Genomic DNA, 24,031 nt, shown 5'->3' with positions numbered 1-24,031 from the left:
CAAAGCCACCGGAGAGCATGCACGTCGCGCGGCGAACGGAAGGTGAACTTTGAATGATTTCGCGGGCCAAGACCTGGTGCCGTGTCCGGCCCTCGCCAGTGACAGCAGGCCCGGCAAGACGCCCGACGGGCGACCCCTCCCCTACCCGTTACGGCATGTGCAATCATGCGAAGGTCCCCGAATAGGGAGCCGAGGAGGCACCGATGCAGCGCTGGCTGATCATCCTTTCCACCTTCCTCGTCGCCGCAGCGGGTGTGCTGGCGCCAGCCACTCCCCGCGCGTGGGCCGGCGACGCACCCATCGGCCACATCGGTGACACGCTGCGGGTGGACACCGGCACCTACGTCGCCGACGTGACCGTCAGCAGCGTCGAACCCGTCGACCCACCACCCGGCTTCGGCTACACGCGCAGCGGCGTCCCGGTGAAGAGCTTCCCCGGCAGCGCGGTCAACCGGGCCGACGTGACGGTCCGCGCCGTCCGGGTGCCCAATTCCTACATCATGGCGACCAACTTCAGCTTCGACGGAGTCACCCAGTTCGCCGACGCGTACAAGCCGCGGCCCTGCGACGCACCCGATTGGCTGGACGCCGCGCTGGGCAACGCCCCGCAGGGCGCGATCGTCCGCGGCGGAGTCTATTGGGATGCCTACCGTGACCCGGTCTCCGTCGTCGTCCTGCTGGACAGAAAGACCGGCCAACACCTCGCCCAGTGGAACCTGTGACCTGACCGTTCAGATCACCCCGACGGATTCCGCCGACGCGGCCGAGTTGGCCGCCGTTGCCGCACAGACCTTTCCGCTGGCCTGTCCGCCGTCGGTGGCCCCGCAACACATCGCGTCCTTCATCGACGCGAACCTGTCGGCGATCCGGTTCGCCGAGTATCTGAGCGATCAGGGGCGCGCCGTTCTGGCCGCCCGGGACCAGGGCCGAATTGTCGGTTACGCCATGCTCGTTCGCGGTATCGACCGTGATGACTCAGCCGAGCTGTCAAAGCTCTACGTAATACCCGACTTTCACGGCAAGGGTGTGTCCTCGGCGTTGATGAATGCCGCGTTGTCGACGGCCGCCGCGTGGGGCGTTCACCGGGTGTGGCTCGGAGTGAACCGGAAAAATGTTCGCGCCCAACGTTTTTACCTCAAGAATGGCTTCACCGTCAGCGGAGCCAGAACGTTTCAGCTGGGCAATCACCAGGAGCACGACTACGTCATGACCCGGCCCGTCACCGGGCAGTCAGCGCTAACAGGCGTGACGTGGCCCGCAGATACTTCTTGCGGTAGCCACCAGCCAGCATCTCCTCGCTGAAGATGGTGTCCAGCTTCGCCCCGGAGGCCACCACCGGAATGCCGGCGTCATACAGGCGATCGGTGAGCGCAACCAGCCGCAGCGCGACGTTTTGGTCGTCGATGCCGTGCACGCCGGTCAAGAACACCGCCGTCACCCCCTCGATCAACGTCAGATAACGCGACGGATGCATGGTGGCCAGGTGTGCGCACAGGGCGTCGAAGTCGTCGAGGGTAGCCCCGCGGACGGAGGCGGCCCGCGCGGCCACGTCCGCATCCGACAACGGCGGCGGCGCCGGCGGCAGGCCACGATGGCGGTAGTCCGGCCCCTCGATCCGTACCGTGGTGAAAATGCTTGCCAGCGTGTGAATCTCACGTAAGAAGTCCTGGGCGGCAAAGCGACCCTCGCCCAGTTGCTCGGGCAGCGTGTTGGACGTGGCGGCCACCGACACACCGCGTTCGACCAGCGCGGAGAGCATCCGCGAGATCAGCGTGGTGTTACCCGGGTCATCCAGCTCGAACTCGTCGATGCACACCGCGGTGTAGTGCGCCAGCAGGTCGATGCATTCGGCGAAACCGAACACGCCGGCCAGCTGAGTCAACTCCCCGAAGGTCGCGAACGCCTTGGGGCGCTGTCCCGGCAGCTGGTAATAAGACGATGCCAGCAGATGGGTCTTGCCCACCCCGAAGCCGCCGTCCAGGTACAGGCCTATCCCGGGCAGCACCTCTCGCTTGCCGAACAGCTTCTTGCGGCCCGCCCGCCGCTCGACGGCGTGCCGGCAGAACTGCTGACAGGCCAGCACCGCGGCAGCCTGAGTCGGCTCTGCGGGATCGGGCCGATACGTCGCAAAGCTCACCTCGGCGAAGGTAGGAGGCGGCCGCAGCTGGGCGATCAGCCGTTCAGGCGACACCGAAGGATGCCGATCCACCAAGCGGCCCACCCGGCCGCCGGCTCCCGCAGCGGCGGACCCGTGCATGCTGGCACTGTAGCGGCGTGCTGCAATCACACTCATGCCCGACTTCGGGGCCGGCCCGGCCGCCGGCATCCGCCTGACGCTGCTCGGATCCGACCGCACACTCGACGAAGCCGACCTACCCGAGCTCTACGGCTACCCGGCGGACACCAACCGCACCTGGGTACGGGCCAATTTCATCAGCAGCCTCGACGGCGGCGCCACCGTCGCCGGCACCAGCGGCGGGCTCGGCGGGCCGGGCGACCGGGTGGTGTTCCTCCTGCTGCGTGAACTGGCGGACGTGATCGTGGTGGGCGCGGGCACAGTGCGCGTCGAGGGCTACTCCGGCGCTCAGCTCGGCGTCGCCGCACGCGGCCAGCGACAGCTGCGCGGCCAAAGCGAGGTCCCGCAACTGGCGATCGTCACCGAGTCCGGTCACCTCGCCCGGGATCTGGCCGTGTTCACCCGCACCGAGGTGCCACCTCTGGTGCTCACCGCCACGGCGGTGGCCGACGAGACGCGACGGCGCCTGACCGGCCTCGCCGAGGTGGTCGACTGCTCTGACACCGATCCGGCCAAGGTCGACGAAGCACTGCTGCTGGCCAGGCTTGCCGAGCGCGGTCTGCGTCGTATCCTCACCGAGGGCGGACCGATACTGCTCGGATCGTTCATCGAGCGCGGCTTGCTCGATGAACTGTGCCTGACGATTGCACCGTTCGTGGTGGGCGGTCTGGCCCGGCGCATTGCCGCCGGACCGGGGCAGCTGCAGACCCGAATGCGCTGCGCCCACCTGCTCACCGATGACGCCGGTTATCTGTACACCCGCTACGTCAAAGCCTGACGTTACTGTGGTCGGCATGAGTCGGCGCATCACGTCCGCAACAGTCCTGGTCTCGATGGCCTGCTCGGTGACCACGGTGCTGACCGGCTGCGTCCCGGTCCTCGGCGCCAACCCGCGCTTTGCCACCTATAGCGGTGCCAAACCCCAGGGCGTCGCCACCACCGCACCACCCCTCAGCGGCCCGCCACCGATCGCCGCTCCCAAGAACGATCTGTCCTGGCGCGACTGCACGTCTCAGGTCTACGGGAACGCGGCAATCCCCGCCGCTCCGGGCATCAAGCTGGACTGCGCCACCTTCGACTCCGACCTCGACCCGGTCAACGGTGGGTCCGGGTCGGTCACCATCGGCGTGGTCCGCGCCCGCTCGGGCCAAACCCCGCGTGACGCGGGACCGCTGGTTTTCACTACCGGTTCGGATCTGCCGTCGTCGACGCAGCTGCCGGTCTGGTTGTCACATGCGGGCGCCGACATACTGCGCAGTCACCCGATTGTCGCCGTCGACCGCCGTGGCATGGGCATGTCGAGTCCGATTGATTGCCGCGACCACTTCCAGCGCGACGAGATGCGCGATCAATCGCAGTTCCAGACCGGCGACGATCCGGTGGCCAACCTCTCGGCAATCTCGAACGAGGCCACCACGAGCTGCACCGACGTCATCGCACCTGCCGATTCCGCCTACGACAACGGACACGCCGCCTCCGACCTCGAGCGACTGCGCAATCTGTGGGACGTGCCCGCACTCGCGCTGGTCGGCATCGGCAACGGTGCACAGGTGGCGCTCACCTATGCCGGCTCGCGCCCGGACAAGGTGGCCAGGCTGATCCTCGACTCCCCGGTCGCTTTGGGTGTCAGCGCCGAGGCCAAGGCCGAGCAACAGGTCAAAGGCCAGCAGGCGGCGCTGGACGCGTTCGCGGCGCAGTGCGTCGCGGTCAACTGCGCCTTGGGCCCGGATCCAAAAGGTGCCGTAACCGCGCTGCTGAACACGGCTCGCTCGCTGCGGGGGCCCGGGGCCTCGGTCGCGTCGATCGTCAACGCGATCACCACCGCGCTGGGCTTTCCGACCGGCGACCGCATCAGCACCACCACCACGCTGGCCAACGCACTGGCGGCCGCCCGCGCCGGTGACATGAATCAGCTGTCCAACTTGATCAATCGCGCCGATGGCCTTCAGGACACCGACGGCCAATTCGTCAATTCGTGCAGCGACGCGGTCAACCGCCCGACCCCGGACCGGGTACGCGAACTGGTGGTTGCCTGGGCGAAGCTCTATCCTCAGTTCGGCACGGTCGCCGCGCTCAATCTGGTCAAATGCGTGCACTGGCCCACTGGTTCGCCGCCGCAATTGCCGAAGGACCTCAAGGTCGACGTCTTGCTGATGGGGGTGCAAGACGACCCGATCGTCGGCGTCGACGGGGTTGCGCAGACGGCGGCCACCGTCATCAACGCCAACGCCGCGAGCAAGCGGGTGATGTGGCAGGGCATCGGCCACGGTGCCAGCATCTATTCCTCCTGTGCGGTGCCGCCGCTGGTCGGCTACCTCAACGACGGCAAGCTGCCCGGCACCGACACCTACTGTCCCGCCTGACACCTGCCGGCCGGCAGCTCCGGTGTACGGTGCGCTGGTGACGGCAGCTGACTCAACTCGAACCCGCCTACGCGAATCGATGCTGGCCGCATTCCGTCCCCGCACCGGCGCACCGAGCACGGCGTCGATCGTGCGGGCGGCGCTCTGGCCGGCAGCCATTCTGTCGGTGCTGCACCGCAGCATCGTGTTGACCACCAACGGCAATATCACCGACGACTTCAAGCCGGTCTACCGCGCGGTGCTGAACTTCCGGCATGGCTGGGACATCTACAACGAGCACTTCGACTACGTCGACCCGCATTACCTCTATCCGCCGGGCGGCACGCTGCTAATGGCACCGTTCGGGTATCTGCCCTTCGCGCCGTCGCGCTACCTGTTCATCTCCATCAACACCGTGGCCATCCTCGTCGCGGCGTACCTGTTGCTGCGGATGTTCAATTTCACGCTGTCCTCGGTGGCCGCGCCTGCCCTGCTGCTGGCCATGTTCGCCACCGAGACCGTGACCAACACCCTGGTGTTCACCAACATCAACGGCTGCATCCTGCTGCTGGAGGTGCTATTTCTGCGGTGGCTGCTCGACGGCAGAGTCAGCCGTCAGTGGTGGGCTGGGTTGGCCATCGGGCTGACGCTGGTCCTCAAACCGCTGCTGGGTCCGTTGCTGTTGCTGCCTCTACTGAACCGCCAATGGCGGGCGGTGGTGGCCGCCATCGTGGTTCCCGTCGTCGTCAACCTGGCCGCTCTGCCACTGGTGAGCCACCCGATGGACTTCGTTACCCGGACACTGCCCTACATCCTGGGCACCCGCGACTACTTCAACAGCTCGATCCAGGGCAACGGCGTGTACTTCGGCCTGCCGACGTGGTTGATCGTGTTCCTGCGGTTGCTGTTCACCGCGCTCGCGATGGGCAGCCTGTGGCTGTTGTACCGCTACTACCGCACCCGCGACCCGCTGTTCTGGTTCACCACGTCGTCGGGCGTGCTGCTGTTGTGGTCGTGGCTGGTGATGTCGCTGGCCCAGGGCTACTACTCGATGATGCTGTTCCCGTTCTTGATGACGGTGGTGCTGCCCAACTCGGTGATCCGCAATTGGCCGGCGTGGCTGGGCATCTACGGGTTCATGACGCTGGACCGCTGGTTGCTGTTCAACTGGATGCGGTGGGGCCGCGCCCTGGAATACCTGAAGATCACCTACGGCTGGTCGCTGCTGTTGATCGTGACATTCACCGTGCTCTACTTCCGCTACCTGGATGCCAAGGCCGTAAACCGGCTGGACAGTGGTATCGATCCGACCTGGCTGACGCCGAGCGGGAGCGCGCGCGGTGATCGCCAGCGCGGCGGAGCCGGGCGCTGGGGGCACGCCCCGCTTGCGGGGGACGGGTCACCACCATTGGCGCTAGCGTGAAGGCATGACGCGTCCGAAGCTGGAATTGACCGACGACCAGTGGCGCCAAAGGCTCACCCAGCAGGAATTCGATGTCCTGCGCCGAGCCGGCACCGAGCGACCATTCACCGGCGAGTACACCGACACCAAAACCGAGGGCGTCTACCAGTGCCGGGCATGCGGTGCCGAATTATTCCGCAGCACAGAGAAATTCGAGTCGCATTGCGGCTGGCCCTCGTTCTTCGACCCGGCGAACTCCGAAGCGGTCATCCTGCGGCCCGACCACTCGCTGGGGATGACGCGCACCGAGGTGCTCTGCGCTAACTGCCACAGCCACCTGGGCCATGTGTTCGCCGGCGAGGGTTATCCGACGCCCACGGATCAGCGTTACTGCATCAACTCGATCTCGCTGCGCCTGGTCCCGACGGACTAGCTCCGCCGAGCCGGTAATTTCGCAGACCCTTAATCGCACTTTCGCTGCAGAAATTCAGTTTCGGCGGATCTGCCCCCGGCGGCATCCGTCAGTCCAGCCGAGTGGCGTGCACTTCCCAGAACGGAGCGTGTACCCGGCCACCGACCAGCCATGGTTCCATCGCCCGGAACCGTTCCAGCATGGGCCGCACCTCGTCGGCCATGTCGGGATTTCGCGCGGCCATCATCTCGATCGATTCGACGCTCAGATTGATCTGATAAGTCGTCGGCCCCAGGTAGGTGATCTCCCAGCCGCCGACCGGCAGCACGTCACGAAAGTCGCTCTCCGACAACGACCGCTCCATGGTGAAGCCGTTGATGTCGTGCTCGCCGAACTCGAACATGTACAGGCGCGCGCCCGGTTTGGTCGCCCGGTGCAGCGCCTGCACGTAGGACTTCCGCAGCTCGGGGGCCGTGCTGAAGGTGTGATAGAAGGCGCAGTCGACGACGGTGTCGAACCGGCCGTCCAGCCCTTCCAACTTGGTGGCGTCGGCCACCCGGAAGTCCACCGACACGCCGGCCTTCCGCGCGTTGTCCCGGGCACGCTCGATGGCGGCCACCGACCCGTCGATGCCGGTGGCCGAGAGGCCCTTGGCGGCGTAGTAGATGGCATGGTGGCCCGGCCCGGTGCCCGGATCGAGCACCTCCCCCTTGATCGCGCCTAGGGCGACGAGTTGCTGGACCACCGGCTGCGGGCCGCCGATGTCCCACGGCGTGGCCGCCGGAAGGCCGTGCGCGACGCGGTCGTCGCGATACATCTCCTCGAAGCGGGTGGGGTCGGCAGGGTCAGGCTCAGTCATGGCAGCGATCCCACCAGTTGCTCCACCGGCACCCGCGGCCCGCTGAAAAACGGTGTTTCGGCGCGGGTGTGCCGCCGGGCATCGGTGGCCCGCAGCTCCCGCATCAGGTCGACGATGCGGTGCAATTCGGGGGCCTCGAACGCCAGGATCCATTCGTAGTCGCCCAGCGCGAACGCCGGCACCGTATTGGCCCGCACGTCCTTGTACTCGCGGGCGGCCATGCCATGCTCGGCGAGCATGCGGCGACGCTCCTCGTCGGGCAGCAGATACCACTCGTAGGACCGCACAAAGGGATACACGCAGATGTAGGCGCCCGGCTCCTCGCCGGCCAGGAACGCCGGAATGTGACTCTTGTTGAACTCCGCCGGCCGGTGCAGCGCCACACTGCTCCACACCGGCGTGCAGACCCGCCCCAGGGCGGTGGTGCGCCGGAAGTCGGCATAGGTGGCCTGCAGTGCTTCCACCCGCTCGGCATGGGTCCAGATCATGAAATCCGCGTCGGCCCGCAGACCGGCGACGTCGTAGAGGCCGCGAACCACCACGCCGCGTTCCTCCTGCTGCTTGAAGAACATTGTTGCGTCATCAACCACGGCGTCGCGTTGCTCACCGAGTTCGCCGGGACGCACCGCGAACACCGAGAACATCAGGTAGCGGATGGTCGCATTCAAGGCGGCAAAGTCTAGTTTCGCGTCGAGGCGTGCCATGGCACCTATCGTGCCACTTGTGCGGCTGGACCTGCTCAGGGCCTCACAAGGCCTCGACGATGCCGGCGACCGCCCGCCCCGCAGCCGACACACAGGCCGGCACCCCGATCCCGTCGAGATAGCTGCCCGCCACGGCCACTCCCGAAGGCAGGCCGGCACGCACCTCGGCGACCAGATCCGCGTGACCCGGCCCGTACTGCGGCATCGCCTCGATCCAGCGCTGCACGCGATATTCGATCGGGTCCACGGTCACGCCGAACACCGTGGCCAGGTCGTCGAGCGCCCAAGCCAGTAACTCCTCGTCGGACGCGCGCTCGGCCAGGTCGTCGCCGAAGCGGCCGAACGACAGCCGCAGTAGCTGCGTGTCCCCACGCGGGCCCCACTTGCGTGACGACAACGTGATCGCCTTGGCGCGTAACCGCTCGCCGCTGGCCACCAGCACACCGGAACACGGTGGAAACGGGGTGTCGAGCGGCACCGCCAGCGCCACCACCGCCGACGAGGCACTTGTGATCCGGCGGGCGGCCGCGGCGCTACGCGGGGCGATCTCATCGAGCAATGGCACCAGCCGTGGGGCCGGGATGGCCAGGATCACCGCATCGGCATGCCAGCGAGCACCGGTTTCGTCGTGCAACTCCCAGCAATGACCGCTTCGGCCGATCTCAACCACTGCGGCGCGCACCCTCTGCGCCCGGCTACGAGCGACCAGCTCGTCGACCAGCACCTGGTAGCCACCGTCGAGCGCACCGAACACCGGTCCATCGCCGGCAGGCGGCAACCCCTGCCGAACCGCGTCGGTCAAGCTAGCGGCGCCGTGATCGAGCGCCGCCGCCACGCTGGGGGCCGCCGCGCGCAACCCGATCGTCGCCGCGGAGCCCGCATATACCCCGCACAGCAGCGGGTCCACCGACCGGGCCACCGTCTGCTCGCCGAACCGGTCGGCCACCAACTCGGCCAGCGCGGGATCGCTACCTGGACGCCAGCTGAACGGCCGACCGGGCTCGGCCTCGATGCGCGCCGTCGTGGCCTCATCGACGAGGCCCGCCAGCGACGACGCCGACGACGGGATCCCCACCACCGTGCCCGACGGCAACGCATGCAGCTGCTGCCCGCTGTAGATCAGCGGCCGGGCGCCGGTGGTGGCCCGTTGCCGGCCGGCCAGGCCGAGCTCGGCCAGCAGCGCCGGCATCTCGGGCCGGCGCAGCACGAACGCTTCGGCGCCCAGATCCATGGGTTGTCCGCCGACCAGCTCGGTGCGCAGTATCCCGCCGAGCCGGTCAGCGGGGTCGAACACCGTGATCGTCGCATCGTCGCCGACCGCGGCCCGCAACCGATAGGCCGCCGTCAAACCCGAAACCCCGCCGCCCACAACACAATACGAACACCGACTCATAGCGAGTGGACCAGCGAAACCAGTTCGGTCAGTACCCCCGGATCGGTCTGCGGCAGCACTCCGTGGCCGAGGTTGAAGACGTGCCCGGCGGCGCCCGCGTCGACGGCACGGCGTCCGTCGTCGACGACGGTGCGGGCGGCGCGTTCCACCACCGGCCAGCCCGCCAGCAGCACCACCGGATCGAGGTTGCCCTGCAGCGCGGTACCCGGCTGCACCCTGGCGGCCGCATCGGCCAGCGCGGTCCGCCAGTCGACGCCGACGACGGTCGCCGACCCCGGTTTGAGCGCCTCCGACATGGCACCCAGCAGCTCGGCGGTGCCGACCCCGAAATGCGTCATCGGCACGCCGTGTTCGGCCAGCATGCCGAACACCCGTGCGCTGTGCGGCAACACGTATTGGCGGTAGTCGGCCAGCGACAACATTCCCGCCCAGGAGTCGAACACTTGAATGGCGTCCACGCCGGAGTCGATCTGTCCGCGCAGAAACGCGATGGTGAGGTCGGTCAGCTTGCTCATCAGCGCATGCCAGCTGGCCGGCTCGGCCAGCATCATCGCTTTGGTGCGGACGTAATGGCGGCTGGGTCCACCCTCGATCAGGTAGGAGGCCAGCGTGAACGGCGCACCGGCGAAGCCGATCAGCGCGACGTCGCCCAGCGCCGCGACCAACAGCTGAACGGTCTCCAGCACGGGCTGAATCGCTTGTGGGTCAAGGGGTTTGATGCGGTCGATATCGGCGGCGGTGCGCACCGGGTGGGTGATCACCGGGCCGACATCGGCGACGATATCCAGCTCCACGCCGGCCGCCCGCAACGGCACCACGATGTCGGAGAACAGGATCGCCGCGTCCACACCGTAGCGCCGTACCGGCTGCAGGGTGATCTCGCAGGCCACGTCCGGCTCGAGACAGGCGTCCAGCATGCTGTGCCGTTGACGCAGCGCCCGGTACTCGGGCAGCGATCGCCCGGCCTGCCGCATGAACCACACCGGCACTCGGCTGGGTTTGCGGCCGGCCACCGCCGCCAAATAGGGCGAGTGCGGAAGCTCGCGTCGGGTACGCGCACGAGTATTCACTGGCCCCAATGCTGCCATGACGGGCCCGCGGGCAGGTGTGCCCTCCGGGTTGTTTGGGTACTGCCCAATACGGCGGTCGCTGCATTGTGCGGAAATTCGCCCCTCGAAGACCCATAGATGGCAGGCAATGAGACGGGTTCATGTTGCTGACTCGAGATTCGGCACCTGGCGGGCATTTGGTCGAGGAGGCGGAGTATTTCGTCGACCGGGTGTTGCACAACGTCGCCCACGGTCGCTTCGAGCGGTCGCTGTCGGGCTTGACGGCGTTTGCGGCGCCTTGACCACCGCGGAGGTGTACTTCGAGCACTATCGCGCCAGCTTCGGCAACAAATGGATGTGGAGCTCGATCGTCGTCACCCCGCCGGTGGTGGTTGCCGGGGTGGGCGGAGCGTTCTCCAAGCGCTGGGCCAAGCGGTGGCTGCCGGCGACCGCGGCGATATACGCGGCGAACGGCCTGCTGGGCGAATACTTCCACGCTCGCGGTGTCGCGCGCCGCCCCGGCGGTTGGCGGCTGTACAACTACAACGTGCCGATGGGTCCACCCATTGCCGCGCCCGGCCTGATGAGCATCGTCGGGGCGATGGGTCTGCTGGCGGCGGTCCTGCGGCGGGAGAAGTAGCGCCGTGCCTGACATCTCGAACGGGCACCACCTGCCGAAACTGCGACCGGACGGCAAGCCGCTGCATCCGTCCTGGCTGCCGCGCCAACGCCGCGGCACCACCCCGCAGATGATCGGCCGCTATCCCGACTACGACGTGCTGTCGACCGTCGACACCTGGGACGAGGCCGCCCGAAAAGTGGTGCTGGCCCGGTTGGAAAAGCCGGGGCCGCTGCGGTTCTTCGACGAGTCGCAGGAGCCGACGCTGCGCGCGTTCTGCGACACCGTGTTAGCTCAGGACGCCGAGCCGCGGATACCGGTGGCCGAATTCGTCGATGCCAAGCTCGCCGACGGCCGGCTGGACGGCTATCAATACGCCGACATGCCCGACGACCGCGACACCTGGCGCCTGGTGCTGTCGGGTCTCGACGAGACAGCCCGCGAGATCGCCTCCGGGGTGGAGTCGTTCGCGGCGGCCGATCTCGCGACCCGCGAATCCGTCGTGCAGCGGTTCGCCGACGGTGAGTTGTCCGGCGGCAGCTGGGAGAAGCTGAACGTCTCCCGGGCCTGGTCGGGTGATGCGGATGACGTTGAGCGGCTTCTACAGCCATCCGTGGGCCTGGAACGAGATCGGCTTCGGCGGCCCGGCCTATCCCCGCGGCTTCATGCGGCTGGGCGGTGTGGGCAGCCGCGAACCCTTCGAGGCTCCGGGAGCCAAGCGAGCCCTTGAGCAGTCCGCGCCAGAAATCACCCATCGATGTGTTCCTGTTCGACGGTCGGGACGGGGCCGCGCGACAACGATTCGCGGTTCCTGCTCGACGTGCACTCCCGTGATCTGCCCGGCGAGTCCACCATGCGCCGCTATTCCGACGACGAGGAAGTCGACCTGTTAATCGTCGGCGCCGGCGCGGGCGGTTCGGTGCTGGCCCAGCGGCTGGCCCGGGCCGGCTGGCGCATCGTCATCCTCGAGGCCGGCCCGTTCTGGCACCCGGACGAGGACTGGGTATCCGACGAAGCCGGCTCCCACGAGTTGTACTGGACGCAGAAGCGGATCATCGGCGGATCCGATCCGATCGAGCTGGGCAAGAACAACTCCGGGCGCGGCGTGGGCGGATCGATGGTGCACTACGCCGGCTACACGCCGCGCTTCCATCCCAGCGACTTCGAGACCTTCACCCGCGACCGGGTCGGCGCCGACTGGCCGATCAGCTACGCCGACCTGCGGCCGCATTACGAACGACTGGAACTGGAGCTGCCGGTGGCCGGTCAGAACTGGCCGTGGGGCGATCCGCATCGCTATCCGCATGCGCCGCATCCGGTTTCGGGCGCCGCGATGAAGCTGTGGGAAGGTGCTATACGACTCGGCATCGAGATGCGGGTCGGCCCGGTCGGCATCGTCAACGGCACCTTCGGTAACCGGCCGCACTGCATGTACCGCGGCTACTGCCTGCAGGGGTGCAAGGTCAACGCCAAGGCCAGCCCGTACGTCACCCACCTGCCCGACGCGCTGGTCCACGGCGTCGAGATCCGGGCGAACTGCATGGCCAGCCGGATCGAGCTCGACGAGAGCGGAAATGCAAGCGGGGTAACGTATTTCGACGAGGCTGGGAGTGGTGAGCGGCGCCAGCGGGCCAAGGTGGTCGCGGTGGCCTGCTATTCGATCGAGACGCCGCGGTTGTTGCTCAATTCCGCCGGTCCGCGTTTCCCGAACGGCTTGTGCAACAACCACGACCAGGTGGGCCGCTACGTGATGGTGCAGGGTGCCTCGCAGACCGCGGGCCGCTGGCGCGAGGAACTGCGGATGTACAAGGCGCCGCCGCCGGAGGTGTCCTCGGAGCAGTTCTACGAAACCGATCCTGACCGCGGTTTCGCCCGGGGGTTTTCCATCCAAACAGTCTCGCCGTTGCCGATCGGCTGGGCCGAACATGTGCTCGCTGACGGGCATTGGGGCGCCACACTGCGCGAATACATGCGTGACTACAACCACTGGTCCACGATCGGTGTGCTCAACGAGCTGCTGCAACACGAAGACAACCGCGTCACCCTCGCTGACGAGACCGATCAATACGGGCTGCCCGTCGCCCGATTCGACTACAACCTGTCGGACAACGACAAGGCCAACATGGAGTACTCCACCCAGGTGATCACCAACATCCTGCACGCCGCCGGCGCGCAGGACGTGCTGACCATCCAGCGCTTCGCGCACCTCATCGGCGGTGCCCGGATGGGCAGCGACCCGCAGACCAGCGTCGTCAACTCCGACCAGCGAACCTGGGCAGTGCCCAATCTGTTCATCGCCGACGGCTCGGTGTGCCCCACCCAGGGCAGCGCCAACCCGGCGTTAACCATCATGGCGCTCGCAGCGCGCCTGGCCGAGCGGATCGTGCGCGGTGACGTGCGGGCAGACGCCCTGGTCGGCAGCCGATCAGCCCGTGCGTAACATCCTGGTATGCCAGTGCGCCACCCGCCAGTCGACTACGACGAGTTCCCAAGTCTGCGACTAGAACACACCGATAACGGCGTGCTGAACCTGGTTCTGGACTCCCCCGGCCTGAATTCGGTCGGGCCGCAGATGCACCGCGACCTGGCCGACATCTGGCCGGTGATCGACCGCGATCCGGAGGTGCGAGTGGTGCTGGTGCGCGGTGAAGGCAAAGCGTTTTCCTCCGGCGGCAGTTTCGACTTGATCGACCAGACCATGGGCGACTTCGAAGACCGGGCCCGCATCATGCGCGAGGCGCGCGACCTGGTGTTCAACCTGGTCAACCTGGACAAGCCGGTGGTTTCGGCGATCCGCGGCCCGGCCGTGGGCGCGGGCCTGGTGGTGGCCCTGCTGGCCGACATCTCGGTGGCGGGCCGGACGGCGAAGATCATCGACGGCCACACCAAGCTCGGGGTGGCCGCCGGCGACCACGCCGCGATCTGCTGGCCGCTGCTGGTGGGCATGGCCAAGGCCAAGTACTACCTGCTGACCTGTGAGCCGCTGTCCGGCGAGGAAGCTGAGCGCATCGGCCTGGTCTCGACGTGCGTCGACGACGACGACGTGCTTGCCACCGCGACGCGCCTTGCCGAGAATCTGGCACAGGGCGCCCAACACGCGATTCGCTGGACCAAACACAGCCTCAATCACTGGTACCGCATGTTCGGGCCCGCCTTCGAAACGTCGCTGGGCCTGGAATTCCTCGGGTTCAGCGGCCCTGACGTGCGCGAAGGATTGGCCGCGCACCGCGAGAAGCGTGCGGCGCGATTTGGCGCCGGTACCGGGGGCTGAGCGTGATTCGGCGCGCCTGTCTGCGCGTGTCGGACGTTAGGTCTACCGTCGGATTTTGTGACTCGCGCCGACGACAATGCGGAGCGCAGCGACAAGCAGGAGCGACGCTCGTGACCGCAGCCGAACCGGCCCCCTTCCGCGAAGCGGTCGCGGCCATGAATGCGGTCACCGTGCGCCCGGAGATCGAGCTCGGTCCCATCCGTCCGCCGCAGCGGCTGGCGCCCTACAGCTACGCGCTGGGCGCCGAGGTCAAACATCCCGATCTCGACATCGTCCCCGAGCGGTCCGAGGGTGACGCGTTCGGCCGGCTCATCCTGCTCTACGACCCGGAGGGCTCCGACGCCTGGGACGGCACCATTCGCCTGGTCGCCTACATCCAGGCCGACCTGGACTCACAGGAAGCCATCGACCCGTTGCTGCCCGAGGTGGCGTGGAGTTGGCTGGTGGAGGCGCTCGAGTCGCGCACCGAGCACATGACCGCCCTGGGCGGCACCGTCACCGCGACCACATCGGTGCGCTACGGCGACATTTCCGGACCGCCGCGCGCCCATCAGCTCGAGCTGCGGGCGTCGTGGACGGCGACCACGCCCGAGGTGGGCAGCCACGTCGAGGCGTTCTGCGATGTTCTCGAGCATGCCGCGGGCCTACCCCCAGCCGGGGTCATCGACCTGAGCCCGCGGTCACGCGCCTGACATGTGCCCCGACCCGTCTCCCGCGGAGACTGAACCGTCGGGCGGCACGGCATCCGTGCCGACGCTGCTGCTGCGGCCGGCGCACGGGATGCCGGACCTCTCGGTGACCGTGGGCCAGATCGAGGCCGCCGCGGAGCTCTTGGACCGCGGCCACGGGCCTTTTGCGGTGGATGCCGAGCGGGCGTCGGGTTTTCGCTACTCCAATCGGGCCTATCTGATCCAGATTCGGCGGGCCGGCGCCGGCACCGTACTGATCGACCCGGTCAGCCATGGCGGCGACCCGGCGGCCGTGCTGCAGCCGGTCGCCGAGGTACTCAGGGACGACGAGTGGATTCTGCACTCCGCCGATCAGGACCTGCCGTGTCTGGCCGAGGTCGGCATGCGGCCGTCGGCGCTCTATGACACCGAGCTGGCCGGACGCCTGGCCGGGTTCGATCGGGTGAACTTGGCGACCATGGTCGAGCGGCTACTGGGGATGGGGCTGGCCAAGGGCCACGGCGCGGCCGACTGGTCCAAGCGTCCGCTGCCTTCGGCCTGGCTGAACTATGCCGCCCTCGACGTCGAGCTGCTCATCGAACTGCGCGCAGCGATCTCGCAAGTGCTGACCGAACAAGGCAAAACCGGTTGGGCCGCAGAGGAATTCGAGCATCTGCGGACATACGAGTCGCGGACGGCCGCGGCGACGGCGCGGCCAGACCGCTGGCGCCGCACCTCCGGTATCCATAAGTTGCGCGACCGTCGGAGGTTGGCCGCGGTTCGCGAGCTGTGGCTGGCCCGCGACCGGATTGCCCGGCTGCGCGACATCGCGCCGCGCCGGATCCTGCCGGACTCGGCCATCATCGACGCGGCCATCGCCGACCCGAGATCGGTCGAGGACCTCGTCGCTTTGCCAGTGTTCGGCGGGCGCAACCAGCGTCGCAATGCCGCGATCTGGCTGGCGGCACTGGAAGCGGCCCGGGAAACCCAGCATCCGCCGGAGGTGACCGAGTCGGACAATGGGCCGCCGCTGCCGGCGCGGTGGAGCAGGCGGAAACCCGATGCGGCCGCACGGTTGGAGGCGGTCCGGGCGGCGCTGGCAGAACTGTCGCAGCGGGTGCGGGTACCGACGGAAAACCTGGTCTCACCCGAGTTGGTGCGACGGCTGTGTTGGGAGTGGGCCGGTCCCCGGGAGGGCGCCGCCGACGCGATCGACGAGTTCCTGCGGGCCGGCCACGCGCGGGCGTGGCAGCGTCGACTGGTGGTGCCGGTGCTGGCCGCGGCGGTGGCCCGGGCCAATGCCGAATCCGAGAGCGACAATCCTTAGTCGAGATGCTCGCTGATCTCAGACGCCGGCCCGAGGGTCCGGCCACCGGTCGGGCCAAACCGGCCCGATTCGTCGCCTGCCTCGGAGGTACTCAGCGCGGCGACCCAACCGGTGATGCGGCGGGCCACGTCCTGGTCGGTCAGCCCCAGATCGGCCAGCACCTCACCGCGTGAGGCGTGATCGAAGAACTCCTGCGGCAGCCCGACGTCGCGGCACGGCACGTCGATCTCCGCGCGCCGCAAGGCAGCCGACACCGCCGAGCCGACGCCGCCGTTGACCCCGTTGTCCTCCAGCGTGACCAGCAGCTTGTGCCGCACCGCCAGCTCGCGAACACCGTCGGACACCGGCAACACCCAACGCGGGTCGATCACCGTCACCCCGATGCCCTGAGTATGTAGCCGCTTGGCCACCGCCAACGCCATCGAGGCCAGCGGGCCCACCGCCACCAGCAGCACATCGTGGTTCAGGCCGTCGGCCGGCACCGCGAGCACGTCGACACCCGCCACGCTCGAGCCCCGCCGTTCAAAAGCCGGAATATCCTCGCCCACATCACCTTTCGGGAATCTGAGGGCCGTCGGCCCATCACTGATGTCGAGCGCCTCACCGAGTTCCTCACGCAGCCGGGTGGCGTCGCGGGGTGCGGCCACCCGGATGCCGGGCACGATGTTGAGCATCGACAAGTCCCACATGCCGTTGTGACTGGGGCCATCCGAGCCGGTGATGCCGGCGCGGTCCAGCACCATGGTGACCGGCAGCTTGTGCAACGCCACGTCCATCATGATCTGGTCGAAAGCGCGGTTCAGGAACGTCGAATAGATCGCGACCACGGGGTGCATCCCGCCCATCGCCAGTCCGGCGGCCGAGGTGATCGCGTGCTGCTCGGCGATACCGACGTCGAACAACCGGTCCGGGAAGCGCTGCCCGAATGCCGTCAGCCCGGTCGGTCCGGGCATGGCCGCGGTAATGGCAACGATGTCGCGGCGTTGCCGGCCGTAGCTGATCAGCGCGTCGGAAAAGGTCGCCGTCCAGCCCGGGCCGGCCGCCTTGGTGGCTTGCCCGGTGACCGGGTTGATCGGGACCGTGGAGTGCATCTGCTCGGCCTCGTCGGCTTCGGCCGGGGCATAACCCATGCCCTTGCGGGTGACCACATGCACGATCACCGGGCGGCCGAAACCGCGGGCCTTGCGCAGCGCGACCTCCACCGCCCGTTCGTCGTGCCCGTCGACGGGTCCGACGTACTTCAGCCCGAGGTCGGTGAACATCAGCTGCGGTGACAGGGAGTCCTTGATGCCGGCTTTGACGCTGTGCAGGAAGTGGTAGCACACCTCACCGACCAGCGGCACCGCACGCACCACGTCGCGGCCCTTCTCGAGCATCTGCTCGTAGGCCGGCTGCAGCCGCAGCGTGGCCAGATGATCGGCGACGCCGCCGATGGTCGGGGCGTAGCTGCGGCCGTTGTCGTTGACCACGATGATCACCGGCCGGTGCGACCCGGCGATATTGTTCAGCGCCTCCCAGCACATACCGCCGGTGAGTGCGCCGTCGCCCACCACGGCGACCACGTGCCGATTGCGGTGCCCGGTCAACTCGAACGCCTTGGCCAGGCCGTCGGCATACGACAATGCCGCGCTGGCATGGCTGGACTCCACCCAGTCGTGTTCGCTTTCGGCGCGGCACGGATACCCCGACAGCCCACCCTTCTTACGCAGGCCTTCGAAGTCCTGGGCACGTCCGGTCAGCATCTTGTGGACGTAGGCCTGGTGACCCGTGTCGAAGATGATCGGGTCGTGCGGCGAATCGAACACCCGATGCAGCGCCAGCGTCAGTTCCACGACACCCAGATTCGGCCCGAGGTGTCCCCCGGTCGCGGCAACCTTGTGGATCAGAAACTCGCGGATCTCCTGGGCCAGCTCCCGTAGCTGCGCCTGGGAAAGGTGCTGCAGATCGGCGGGCCCACGGATCTGTTGCAGCATCTCGCCAGTGTACGCAGCAAGGTCCCATTTAGCGCCCGTGAGCGCTCTTGATAACGTCAGTGACCGGTGAGCCGGGAAGCCTGGTCGGCGTCGAGTGGTACCAGCAATGTCCGACGACGCGAAAGAACATCATGGGCCCAGCAGAGCTGACCGCGACCCCGACACCGACGTATCGTCGGCATATGCGCGCCGAGGACATCGCCGAAGATTTTCCGGTAGTCGACGTCAATTCGAGCGCGCTGGATGCTGCCCGCATGCTCGCCGAGCATCGCCTGCCCGGGCTCTTGGTCACCAAGCCCACAGGAAAACCGTACGCAGTGCTGCCGGCCTCCCAAGTCGTGCGCTTCATCGTGCCCCGCTACGTCCAGGACGATCCTTCGCTGGCCGGCGTGCTCAACGAATCGATGGCTGACCGCTGTGCGGAAAAGTTGAGCGGCAAGACAGTCCGCGACGTGTTGCCGGATCACCTGGTCGACGTTCCTCCGGTGAATGCCGACGACACCATCATCGAGGTGGCCGCGATCATGGCTCGGCTGCGCAGCCCGCTCCTCCCAGTGGTCAAAGACGGCAGTCTGCTCGGGGTGATCACGGCATCGCGCCTCCTGGCAGCGGCGCTGAAGCGGTGATCTCGAAGGTCTCGGCGATAAGCGGTGTCCCGGCGCCAACACAGGTGACCACCCGATGAGTGTCATCGCGGTCTGCGTATTTGTGGTCGCCTATGCATTGATCGCCAGCGAACGCATCAACAAGACGCTGGTAGCGCTGGCCGGTGCGGCGATCGTGGTTGCCCTACCCGTCATCAATTCCGAAGACGTCTTCTATTCTCACGAGACCGGAATCGATTGGGACGTCATCTTTTTGCTGCTGGGCATGATGATCATCGTCAGCGTGCTGCGGCAGACCGGGGTGTTCGAATACGTCGCGATCTGGGCGGCCAAACGGGCCGGCGGCTCGCCCGTGCGCATCATGATCCTGTTAGTGCTGGTCACCGCGATCGCATCAGCGATGCTGGACAACGTCACCACGGTCTTGCTGATCGCCCCGGTGACCCTGCTGGTGTGCGACCGGTTGGCGATCAACGCGAACCCGTTCTTGATGGCCGAAGCGTTCGCATCGAACATCGGCGGCACCGCGACATTGGTCGGCGACCCCCCCAACATCGTCATCGCCAGCAAGGGCGGGCTTTCGTTCAACGACTTCCTGATCAATCTGGCCCCGATCGTGATAATCGTGCTAGCGGCGTTCATCCTCATCGTGCCGCGCCTGTTTCCCGGCGCATTTACCGCCGATCCCACGCGGATCGGCGACGTCATGTCGTTGGAAGAAAAGGAAGCCATTCGCGATCACAAGCTGCTGATCAAGTGTGGTGTCGTCCTCGTGGCGGTGTTCACGGCCTTCGTCGCAAATTCGGCACTGCATATGAAACCATCCATGGTGGCGCTGGTGGGCGCTGGCATCCTGGTGGTGATCTCCGGGCTGGAGCGGTCCGATTACCTATCCAGCGTCGAATGGGAAACACTGCTTTTCTTTGCCGGGCTGTTCATCATGATCGGTGCCCTGGTAAAAACCGGTGTCGTCTATCAGCTGGCGCGGGCGGCGACCAATTTGACCGCCGGAAACGAATTGTCCACCGTGTTCCTGATTCTCGGCATCTCAGCACCCGTGTCCGGCATCATCGACAACATCCCCTACGTTGCGACGATGACGCCAATTGTCGCCGAGCTGGCTGCGGTCATGCCCGGTCACATCAACCCCGACACGTTATGGTGGGCACTTGCCCTGGGCGCCGACTTCGGGGGCAACCTCACCGCAGTGGGAGCCAGCGCCAACGTCGTTATGCTCGGTATCGCCCGGCGCGCAGGCACTCCTATCTCATTTTGGGAATTCACCCGCAAAGGCATTGTGGTTACCGCGGTCTCGGTCGCGTTGGCGGCGATCTACCTGTGGGTTCGCTACTTCGTGTTGGGCTGACCGTTGCATACGCCGGGTATTGGTAGGGCTGACGCCGCCATGGGCGGCGCACATGAGGATTGGTGGGACATCCCGTGAACATCATCGCAGTCACGGTGTTCGTCATCACCTATGCGCTCATCGCCAGTGACCGGGTGAGCAAGACCCGTGCAGCATTGTCGGGGGCGGCGATCATGCTCGCGCTCGGGGTCGTCCGCTCACATGACGCGTTCTACTCCCACGAGACCGGAATCGACTGGGACGTCGTCTTTCTACTGCTGGGCATGATGATCATCGTCAGCGTCCTACGACAGACCGGTGTTTTCGAATACGTCGCGATCTGGGCCGTCAAACGCGCGAATGGCTCCCCGCTGCGCATCATGATTCTGCTGGTGCTGGTGATGGCTTTCGGGTCGGCCTTGCTCGACAACGTCACCACCGTGTTGTTGATTGCTCCGGTCACGCTACTGGTGTGTGACCGGCTGGCAATCGACGCGTCGCCGTTTCTGATCGCCGAAGTCTTCGCGTCCAACATCGGCGGCGCGGCGACGTTGGTCGGCGACCCGCCCAACATCATCATCGCCAGCCGGGCGGGGCTGTCGTTCAACGACTTCCTGGTGCACATGGCGCCGGTAGTCCTCGTGGTGATGGTGGTCTTCGTCGCGCTGCTCCCCCGCCTGTTTCGTCCCGCTACGGTCAAGCCCGACCGGGTGGCCGACGTGATGTCGCTCAACGAGCGCGAGGCGATCCGCGACCGCAAGCTGCTCATCAAGTCCGGCGTCGTCCTGCTAGCGGTGTTCACCGCTTTCGTCGCCCATCCGCTGCTGCATATCCAGCCGTCGGTCGTGGCGTTGCTGGGCGCCGGCGTTCTCATCGTGATTTCGGCGCTGGACGGTTCGGACTACCTGTCCAGCGTCGAGTGGGAAACTCTGATGTTCTTTGCCGGCTTGTTCATCATGGTCGGCGCGTTGGTGAAGACCGGCGTCGTCGAGAAGCTGGCGCGCGGGGCGATCGAATTAACCGGCGGTAATGAACTGCTCACGGTGATGTTGATCATCGGCGTGTCGGCGCCGGTGTCCGGCATCATCGACAACATTCCTTATGTCGCCACGATGACGCCGATCGTCACTGAACTTGTCACGGTGATGCCCGGTCAGGTCGATTCCAACGTGCTGTGGTGGGCGCTGGCACTGGGCGCCGACTTCGGCGGCAACCTTACCGCCGTCGGAGCCAGCGCCAACGTCGTCATGCTCGGAATCGCCCGGCGCGCAGGCACTCCCATTTCTTTCTGGGAATTCACCCGCAAAGGCATTCTGGTCACCACGATCTCGCTAGCGGTGGCAGCGGTCTACTTGTGGCTGCGTTACTTCGTGTGGGGGATCTAGGCCGGCATCACGCTTTTGGCATAGAAGCGCCGAAACAGTACCCAGGCGATGACCACGTTATAGCCAGCACCCGCGATGAGATACGGCCACCAGATGCCGTGGTCACATGCCACCCAAAACGCCTTGGCGGCCCAGTACGGCGGCAAGACTCCGAACGCGATGTTCCAATACGAGTCGACAAACCAAGGCAGACAGGGCAAACCCGCGATGAGCATACCCAGTCCACGAACCGCGGCCAGACCCTGAATCTTGTTGTGCGCCAAGGTCAGAATCAGCAGCAAGGTCACGACCGCCGAGAGCCCGGACAGCAGTCCGATCGGGACCAGCGACGGCACCAACCCGGGCTCGAGTATGCCACTGAACGACAGCGTGACGATGACATAGCCGGTGGTGAGCACCATGACGGTCGCTGCGCGATAGGCGAGGAAGGCCCACAGCGGGACCGGGGTCACCCGCAGCACGGTCAGGGTGCCGGCGTCGAGCTCGTCCAGGACGAGGAACGCCGCCAGGCCGCCCACGATGATGATGCTCGTCAGCAGCAGGAAGCCGGTCAAGATCAGCGGGTAGTAGGGAACCAAGTCGAAGCCGTTGCGGTTGGCCAACATAGCGGTAACTCGCGGAGTCAGCAACGCGACAGCGCTGGTCCAGATGACCGGAGCGACGACGATCATCACCAGCAACGGATCGCGGTAAGTACCACGAAGGTCGTTGCGCCCGAACGCCACCAGCGCCCGTCCTGCCTGGGACCGCGCCGTTACCATCCGCCGGCCTTTGCGACGACGTAGCGGCCGAACATCGCATCGGCCGCCCAATACAATGCAGCCACGCAGGCCGCCGGGTACACCACTGCGTACCCGATCTGCCAGGGCACCAGGCGCAGCTGGTCGAAGGCCGCGCCCAGCAACAGCAGCGGTCCCTGGGTAGGCAGCAGATACAGCACCGGGTTTGGCCACACACCGGAGTAGTGCAGAACGGGCAGGTTCATCACCGCCAGCGGGATGGTCGCCACCAGAAACCAGTCGCTGATCGAGGCAAACGGCAACGAGCTGATGAAACCTACCAGCAGCATCAGCAACGTCCCCAGCCCCACCCCGACGATCATTGGCGCCGGATGATACGAGAACCCGTGCACGATAGTGGCTACCACGACTGCTACCCCGAGCGAGATCATCAGCAGGACAATAAGTTTGGCAGCCAGATACTCGCCGAAGCGCAGCGGGCTGGCGACAACCGCGCTCAGCGTGCGTTCCTGTTTCTCGAAGAAGACAGTACCGGCAACAAAGAAGAACCCGATGATGGTGACATCGCCGGAGAGCACATAGGGCTCGGCGACCCGACGCAGGTGGTCCGGCATCGGCAGCAGCACCGCCAGCCAGATCAACCCCGAAAATATCGCCGCATGCAGAAACCGCTGCCGGGTCTGCAGCGTCACCTCCAGTCGCAATGCCTGTGCCAGCCGCATCACAACAACCGCCGGCCGGTGACTTCGACGAAGACGTCGTCGAGGCTGGCTTCCCTGCTGTGGATGGTCTCCACGTGGTGGTCACGCAGCACCGCGTAGAACGCCGGGTCGTCGGCCAGGGTGTCGAGCGGAAACTCGGCAGCGCGCAGGCCGCCGCCGTCGCGTCGGTACTCGACCTTCACCAGGCGCCGGCTCCGGGCGGTCTTCAGCTCGGCGGGGCGATCCAACGCGACGATCCTCCCGTCGACGACGAAGGCCACCCGGTCACACAACTCGTCAGCCGTCACCATGTCGTGCGTGGTGAGAAACACTGTGCGGCCACGCGCTTTCAGATCCATGATCATGTGCTTGACGGTGCGGGCGTTCACCGGGTCCAGGCCGGCGGTCGGTTCGTCGAGGAAGAGCAATTCGGGGTCGTTGATCAACGACCTGGCGAACGTCAGGCGCATCTGCATGCCCTTGGAGTACTTGCCGGCCCGGGTATGGGCGTCGTCGGCCAGACCTACGGCATTCAGCAGCTGCATGGGGTCCAGGGTGGGCTGCGCATACAACGAAGCGAAAAACCGCAGATTCTCCAAGCCGCTGAGCTTCTGATAATGGTTGGGCAGCTCAAACGACACGCCGATGCGTTCGTAATAGTCAGACCCCCAGGCCGCCGGGTCCTTTCCCCAGACGGCGACCTCACCGCCGTGACCGCGCAGCAGGCCGATGAGAATCCGCTGCGTCGTCGACTTACCCGCGCCGCTGGGGCCTAGGAATCCAAAGATTTCCCCGCGGCCCACGGTGAAATCCATTCCGCGCACCGCCACCGCGGACGCCTTGGGATAGGTATAGGTGAGCCGACGGACCCGGATCACCTCGCTCATAACATCCGACACTGCCGGCTCGGGGTCCCGCATGCGCGTCCTTCCGTCGTACC

The 24,031-nt window shown here is 66.5% G+C and carries 21 protein-coding genes and 3 pseudogenes; 15 read left to right on the top strand and 9 right to left on the bottom strand.

Annotated features, from left to right (window positions below; translation table 11 throughout):
* Positions 1-203 precede the first annotated feature (203 nt).
* Both EET03_RS09605 and EET03_RS09600 read left to right on the top strand, forming a co-directional pair.
* Positions 204-722: a hypothetical protein gene (locus EET03_RS09605; RefSeq protein ID WP_063469119.1), complete on the top strand. Its 519-nt coding sequence runs from the start codon at positions 204-206 to the stop codon at positions 720-722.
* Positions 643-1,302: a GNAT family N-acetyltransferase gene (locus EET03_RS09600; RefSeq protein ID WP_082274418.1), complete on the top strand. Its 660-nt coding sequence runs from the start codon at positions 643-645 to the stop codon at positions 1,300-1,302. The genes EET03_RS09605 and EET03_RS09600 overlap by 80 nt, the downstream gene beginning before the upstream one ends.
* Here the strand turns inward: EET03_RS09600 and zapE are convergent.
* Positions 1,220-2,293: a cell division protein ZapE gene (zapE, locus tag EET03_RS09595; protein WP_075540971.1), complete on the bottom strand. Its 1,074-nt coding sequence runs from the start codon at positions 2,291-2,293 to the stop codon at positions 1,220-1,222. The genes EET03_RS09600 and zapE overlap by 83 nt on opposite strands.
* On the opposite strand from zapE, the gene EET03_RS09590 reads away from it, so the two are divergent.
* Genes EET03_RS09590 through msrB form a run of 4 tightly spaced genes read left to right on the top strand, consistent with a single transcriptional unit; the run spans position 2,292 to position 6,473 of the window.
* Positions 2,292-3,074, top strand: coding sequence for a pyrimidine reductase family protein (locus EET03_RS09590; protein WP_075540972.1), 783 nt, complete (start codon positions 2,292-2,294; stop codon positions 3,072-3,074). The two genes, zapE and EET03_RS09590, sit on opposite strands and share 2 nt — an antisense overlap.
* Positions 3,034-4,659, top strand: a complete 1,626-nt coding sequence (locus EET03_RS09585; protein WP_244232292.1) for an alpha/beta hydrolase — start codon at positions 3,034-3,036, stop codon at positions 4,657-4,659. The genes EET03_RS09590 and EET03_RS09585 overlap by 41 nt, the downstream gene beginning before the upstream one ends.
* A 22-nt stretch (positions 4,660-4,681) precedes the next feature.
* On the top strand, positions 4,682-6,061 hold the full coding sequence (gene aftC, locus EET03_RS09580; protein WP_075540974.1) for an arabinofuranan 3-O-arabinosyltransferase: 1,380 nt from the start codon (positions 4,682-4,684) through the stop codon (positions 6,059-6,061).
* Between the two features lie 4 nt (positions 6,062-6,065).
* Complete coding sequence (gene msrB, locus EET03_RS09570; RefSeq protein WP_063469115.1) at positions 6,066-6,473, top strand: peptide-methionine (R)-S-oxide reductase MsrB; 408 nt, start codon at positions 6,066-6,068, stop codon at positions 6,471-6,473.
* An 88-nt stretch (positions 6,474-6,561) separates the two neighbouring features.
* Here msrB and EET03_RS09565 read toward each other — a convergent pair whose 3' ends face one another.
* Genes EET03_RS09565 through hemE form a run of 4 tightly spaced genes read right to left on the bottom strand, consistent with a single transcriptional unit; the run spans position 6,562 to position 10,496 of the window.
* On the bottom strand, positions 6,562-7,311 hold the full coding sequence (locus EET03_RS09565) for a class I SAM-dependent methyltransferase (RefSeq protein WP_099194093.1): 750 nt from the start codon (positions 7,309-7,311) through the stop codon (positions 6,562-6,564).
* A complete protein-coding gene (gene hemQ, locus EET03_RS09560) occupies positions 7,308-8,015 on the bottom strand; it encodes a hydrogen peroxide-dependent heme synthase (RefSeq protein ID WP_075540976.1) in 708 nt (235 codons plus the stop codon). Before hemQ ends, EET03_RS09565 begins: the two co-directional genes overlap by 4 nt.
* A 43-nt stretch (positions 8,016-8,058) precedes the next feature.
* The gene (locus EET03_RS09555) at positions 8,059-9,408 is read right to left on the bottom strand and encodes a protoporphyrinogen oxidase (RefSeq protein WP_075540977.1); all 1,350 of its coding nucleotides are present in this window, start codon (positions 9,406-9,408) and stop codon (positions 8,059-8,061) included.
* Complete coding sequence (gene hemE, locus EET03_RS09550) at positions 9,405-10,496, bottom strand: uroporphyrinogen decarboxylase (RefSeq protein ID WP_075540978.1); 1,092 nt, start codon at positions 10,494-10,496, stop codon at positions 9,405-9,407. Before hemE ends, EET03_RS09555 begins: the two co-directional genes overlap by 4 nt.
* A 122-nt stretch (positions 10,497-10,618) precedes the next feature.
* On the opposite strand from hemE, the pseudogene EET03_RS09545 reads away from it, so the two are divergent.
* The 6 genes and pseudogenes from EET03_RS09545 to EET03_RS09520 all read left to right on the top strand — a co-directional run bounded on the left by EET03_RS09545 (position 10,619) and on the right by EET03_RS09520 (position 16,342).
* Positions 10,619-11,097, top strand: a pseudogene (locus EET03_RS09545) (hypothetical protein).
* 4 nt (positions 11,098-11,101) lie between these two features.
* Positions 11,102-11,792: pseudogene (locus EET03_RS09540) on the top strand (gluconate 2-dehydrogenase subunit 3 family protein); the annotation flags it as partial.
* A 41-nt stretch (positions 11,793-11,833) separates the two neighbouring features.
* Positions 11,834-13,516: a GMC family oxidoreductase gene (locus tag EET03_RS09535; protein ID WP_075540979.1), complete on the top strand. Its 1,683-nt coding sequence runs from the start codon at positions 11,834-11,836 to the stop codon at positions 13,514-13,516.
* 9 nt (positions 13,517-13,525) lie between these two features.
* On the top strand, positions 13,526-14,347 hold the full coding sequence (locus tag EET03_RS09530) for an enoyl-CoA hydratase/isomerase family protein (protein WP_075540980.1): 822 nt from the start codon (positions 13,526-13,528) through the stop codon (positions 14,345-14,347).
* Positions 14,348-14,404: 57 nt separating this feature from the next.
* Positions 14,405-15,039 (top strand): annotated as a pseudogene (locus EET03_RS09525) (DUF3000 domain-containing protein).
* A gap of 1 nt (position 15,040) precedes the next feature.
* Complete coding sequence (locus EET03_RS09520) at positions 15,041-16,342, top strand: HRDC domain-containing protein (protein WP_075540981.1); 1,302 nt, start codon at positions 15,041-15,043, stop codon at positions 16,340-16,342.
* On the opposite strand, the gene dxs is transcribed toward EET03_RS09520, so the two are convergent.
* On the bottom strand, positions 16,339-18,315 hold the full coding sequence (gene dxs / locus EET03_RS09515; protein ID WP_075540982.1) for a 1-deoxy-D-xylulose-5-phosphate synthase: 1,977 nt from the start codon (positions 18,313-18,315) through the stop codon (positions 16,339-16,341). The two genes, EET03_RS09520 and dxs, sit on opposite strands and share 4 nt — an antisense overlap.
* Positions 18,316-18,497: 182 nt before the next feature.
* Between dxs and EET03_RS09510 the strand changes: the two genes are divergently transcribed.
* The 3 genes from EET03_RS09510 (at position 18,498) to EET03_RS09500 (ending at position 21,650) form a co-directional block, all read left to right on the top strand.
* Positions 18,498-18,941 carry a CBS domain-containing protein gene (locus EET03_RS09510; RefSeq protein WP_075540983.1) on the top strand — a complete coding sequence of 148 codons (444 nt, stop codon included), beginning with the start codon at positions 18,498-18,500 and terminating at the stop codon, positions 18,939-18,941.
* Between the two features lie 55 nt (positions 18,942-18,996).
* Complete coding sequence (locus tag EET03_RS09505) at positions 18,997-20,286, top strand: ArsB/NhaD family transporter (RefSeq protein WP_075540984.1); 1,290 nt, start codon at positions 18,997-18,999, stop codon at positions 20,284-20,286.
* A 74-nt stretch (positions 20,287-20,360) separates the two neighbouring features.
* Positions 20,361-21,650: an ArsB/NhaD family transporter gene (locus tag EET03_RS09500; RefSeq protein WP_075540985.1), complete on the top strand. Its 1,290-nt coding sequence runs from the start codon at positions 20,361-20,363 to the stop codon at positions 21,648-21,650.
* On the opposite strand, the gene EET03_RS09495 is transcribed toward EET03_RS09500, so the two are convergent.
* Genes EET03_RS09495 through EET03_RS09485 form a run of 3 tightly spaced genes read right to left on the bottom strand, consistent with a single transcriptional unit; the run spans position 21,647 to position 24,011 of the window.
* Positions 21,647-22,411: a fluoroquinolone transporter permease gene (locus EET03_RS09495; protein WP_075540986.1), complete on the bottom strand. Its 765-nt coding sequence runs from the start codon at positions 22,409-22,411 to the stop codon at positions 21,647-21,649. The two genes, EET03_RS09500 and EET03_RS09495, sit on opposite strands and share 4 nt — an antisense overlap.
* A complete protein-coding gene (locus EET03_RS09490; RefSeq protein WP_075540987.1) occupies positions 22,405-23,115 on the bottom strand; it encodes a fluoroquinolone export ABC transporter permease subunit in 711 nt (236 codons plus the stop codon). Before EET03_RS09490 ends, EET03_RS09495 begins: the two co-directional genes overlap by 7 nt.
* Complete coding sequence (locus EET03_RS09485; RefSeq protein ID WP_075540988.1) at positions 23,112-24,011, bottom strand: ABC transporter ATP-binding protein; 900 nt, start codon at positions 24,009-24,011, stop codon at positions 23,112-23,114. Before EET03_RS09485 ends, EET03_RS09490 begins: the two co-directional genes overlap by 4 nt.
* Between the last annotated feature and the right edge of the window lie 20 nt (positions 24,012-24,031).

The organism is Mycobacterium innocens, assembly GCF_900566055.1.
Lineage (GTDB): Bacteria > Actinomycetota > Actinomycetes > Mycobacteriales > Mycobacteriaceae > Mycobacterium > Mycobacterium innocens.
Note: the sequence above shows the minus strand (reverse complement) of the source record. Positions and strands in the feature narration are given on the sequence as shown.

Excerpts from the sequence above, each read along its gene's own strand:
- EET03_RS09605 (WP_063469119.1), top strand. The coding sequence starts at position 204 with ATGCAGCGCTGGCTGATCATCCTTTCCACCTTCCTCGTCGCCGCAGCG.
- EET03_RS09600 (WP_082274418.1), top strand. The coding sequence starts at position 643 with ATGCCTACCGTGACCCGGTCTCCGTCGTCGTCCTGCTGGACAGAAAGA.
- EET03_RS09590 (WP_075540972.1), top strand. The coding sequence starts at position 2,292 with ATGCCCGACTTCGGGGCCGGCCCGGCCGCCGGCATCCGCCTGACGCTG.
- zapE (WP_075540971.1), bottom strand. The coding sequence starts at position 2,293 with ATGAGTGTGATTGCAGCACGCCGCTACAGTGCCAGCATGCACGGGTCC.
- EET03_RS09585 (WP_244232292.1), top strand. The coding sequence starts at position 3,034 with ATGACGCCGGTTATCTGTACACCCGCTACGTCAAAGCCTGACGTTACT.
- msrB (WP_063469115.1), top strand. The coding sequence starts at position 6,066 with ATGACGCGTCCGAAGCTGGAATTGACCGACGACCAGTGGCGCCAAAGG.
- EET03_RS09565 (WP_099194093.1), bottom strand. The coding sequence starts at position 7,311 with ATGACTGAGCCTGACCCTGCCGACCCCACCCGCTTCGAGGAGATGTAT.
- hemQ (WP_075540976.1), bottom strand. The coding sequence starts at position 8,015 with ATGGCACGCCTCGACGCGAAACTAGACTTTGCCGCCTTGAATGCGACC.
- EET03_RS09555 (WP_075540977.1), bottom strand. The coding sequence starts at position 9,408 with ATGAGTCGGTGTTCGTATTGTGTTGTGGGCGGCGGGGTTTCGGGTTTG.
- hemE (WP_075540978.1), bottom strand. The coding sequence starts at position 10,496 with ATGGCAGCATTGGGGCCAGTGAATACTCGTGCGCGTACCCGACGCGAG.
- EET03_RS09535 (WP_075540979.1), top strand. The coding sequence starts at position 11,834 with ATGTGTTCCTGTTCGACGGTCGGGACGGGGCCGCGCGACAACGATTCG.
- EET03_RS09530 (WP_075540980.1), top strand. The coding sequence starts at position 13,526 with ATGCCAGTGCGCCACCCGCCAGTCGACTACGACGAGTTCCCAAGTCTG.
- EET03_RS09520 (WP_075540981.1), top strand. The coding sequence starts at position 15,041 with ATGTGCCCCGACCCGTCTCCCGCGGAGACTGAACCGTCGGGCGGCACG.
- dxs (WP_075540982.1), bottom strand. The coding sequence starts at position 18,315 with ATGCTGCAACAGATCCGTGGGCCCGCCGATCTGCAGCACCTTTCCCAG.
- EET03_RS09510 (WP_075540983.1), top strand. The coding sequence starts at position 18,498 with ATGCGCGCCGAGGACATCGCCGAAGATTTTCCGGTAGTCGACGTCAAT.
- EET03_RS09505 (WP_075540984.1), top strand. The coding sequence starts at position 18,997 with ATGAGTGTCATCGCGGTCTGCGTATTTGTGGTCGCCTATGCATTGATC.
- EET03_RS09495 (WP_075540986.1), bottom strand. The coding sequence starts at position 22,411 with ATGGTAACGGCGCGGTCCCAGGCAGGACGGGCGCTGGTGGCGTTCGGG.
- EET03_RS09485 (WP_075540988.1), bottom strand. The coding sequence starts at position 24,011 with ATGCGGGACCCCGAGCCGGCAGTGTCGGATGTTATGAGCGAGGTGATC.